Origin of the sequence: Fictibacillus sp. Mic-4 (genome assembly GCF_049843615.1) — a bacterium.
GTDB lineage: Bacteria > Bacillota > Bacilli > Bacillales > Fictibacillaceae > Fictibacillus_A > Fictibacillus_A gelatini.
In genome coordinates, this window is the sequence record NZ_JBBHZM010000089.1 from 1 (window position 1) to 1,761 (window position 1,761).

The window sequence follows — 1,761 nt, forward strand, 5'->3', positions numbered from 1 at the left end:
GGACAGTTATCATGAACGAAGCTGGCCCCTTAATCGTAATTTCGTAGGTTATCCTTGGTTACACTGAGTATTGAGAAAAATACTAACCAAAACAGAGCTACATTACGAAAGGAGCCAGTTATTATGAAGGATACCATAAAATACGTTGGTTTAGACGTATCAAAAGAAAAAATTGCAGTGGCGGTTGCCGAAGAAGGAAGAGAAGAACCCCGATATTTTGGTATGATCCGCCACAAAGCGGAAGATGTTAGAAAATTGGTCAAGAAGTTAGGGGCCGCGGAAAACCTCCACGTTTGTTATGAAGCAGGAGTAACAGGCTATGGCTTGTATCGCCTCATGCTTAGCTTAGGCGTTACGTGTGAAGTAATTGCTCCTTCACTTATCCCCAAAAAGCCGGGTGATCGTGTAAAGACGGATAAGAGGGATGCGATTCGCTTGGCTAAACTGTTACGAGCTGGAGAATTGGTCTCCGTCCACGTGCCAACGGAAGATGATGAAGCCTTGCGCGATCTAGTGCGCGCAAGAGAAGATGCAAAAGAAGACGAACTGCGTGCCAAGCATCGTCTAACGAAATTTCTCCTTCGTCACGATATCCATCCACCCGATGGAGTTAAAAGATGGTCATACGATTACCGACAATGGCTAGACAAAGTTAGTTTTGAGCGTTCGGCTTCACAAGTGACATTTCAAGAGTATCTTCATCAGTTGATAGAGATTGAGCAGCGCATCGCCCGATTTGAGGAAGAGATTCAACGTCAAGCAACAGATAGCGTCCATGCACCAATAATTCAGGCTCTTCAAACGTTACGAGGTGTGGCTACTATTACGGCAACAAGTCTTGTAGCGGAGATCGGCTCTTTTAAGAGATTCGGTAGCGCCAAACAATTTATGGCTTATACCGGATTAGTTCCAAGCGAAAGTTCCAGTGGCGATGTGAGGCATCAAGGAAAAATCACAAAAACAGGAAACCGTCACGTTCGCCGCTTATTGATTGAATCGGCGTGGAGCTATCGTTATAAGCCTGCAGTTAAAGGGAAATTAAAGAAAAGGCAAGAAGGTCAACCTGCACCTATTTTAACGATTTCATGGAATGCACAGAACCGTCTTCATGGAAAGTATTATCGATTGTTAAGTCGCGGAAAGGTATGTGGAAAGAGTATCACTGCTGTAGCGAGGGAATTGGCAGGATTCATTTGGGCAATTGGCCATCTAGTAGAGTAAATAGACAGTAGTGGTCAAATCGTTGTTAATGTAATGAAAATATGATCAAGAGAGTCTTAAAAAGGCACATCAGTTGGTCGCCAAATGGGATTTGAGTTCAGGGCTCGAAGGCAAAGGTTAAAACCGGAAAGGAGAATCCACGGCATTTATTTGTGCTAGCTCTTTAAGAGTGAACGCACGTGGACAGTTCGTGGAAGCTCCCCAGACGGAAAGATAAAATGTGTGAACCCACGAATATCAGTATGCTCACCGTCGTAGAGACATTTTTGCCTTCGTGCCGTGCACTTGAGTACATTTAGAAACCAGATAGTGCTTAAAATAGGGACAACTTGACATGGAGCCTCTGCGGGCATGACTTCCAAGCCAAGAAGCCAGGGAAAAAGGCTTGGCTATGGTCACATAGTTTATCATGCCCGCCACTCCATATAAAGTTGTAGAGAGAAACACGAAATAGTGCTTTCTCTGCTTAAGATCGCCCAAATGTCTGCATTTCACTAAAATTCAGCGGGGGCCTTGACAGCTTCGTTCATATCAATAAAT

At 44.2% G+C, this 1,761-nt stretch carries 1 protein-coding gene; it reads left to right on the plus strand.

Annotated elements, in window-relative coordinates:
- Positions 1-123: 123 nt before the first annotated feature.
- A complete protein-coding gene (locus tag WD019_RS21535; protein ID WP_425712791.1) occupies positions 124-1,221 on the plus strand; it encodes an IS110 family transposase in 1,098 nt (365 codons plus the stop codon).
- Positions 1,222-1,761 lie beyond the last annotated feature (540 nt).

Excerpts from the sequence above, each read along its gene's own strand:
- WD019_RS21535 (WP_425712791.1), top strand. The coding sequence starts at position 124 with ATGAAGGATACCATAAAATACGTTGGTTTAGACGTATCAAAAGAAAAA.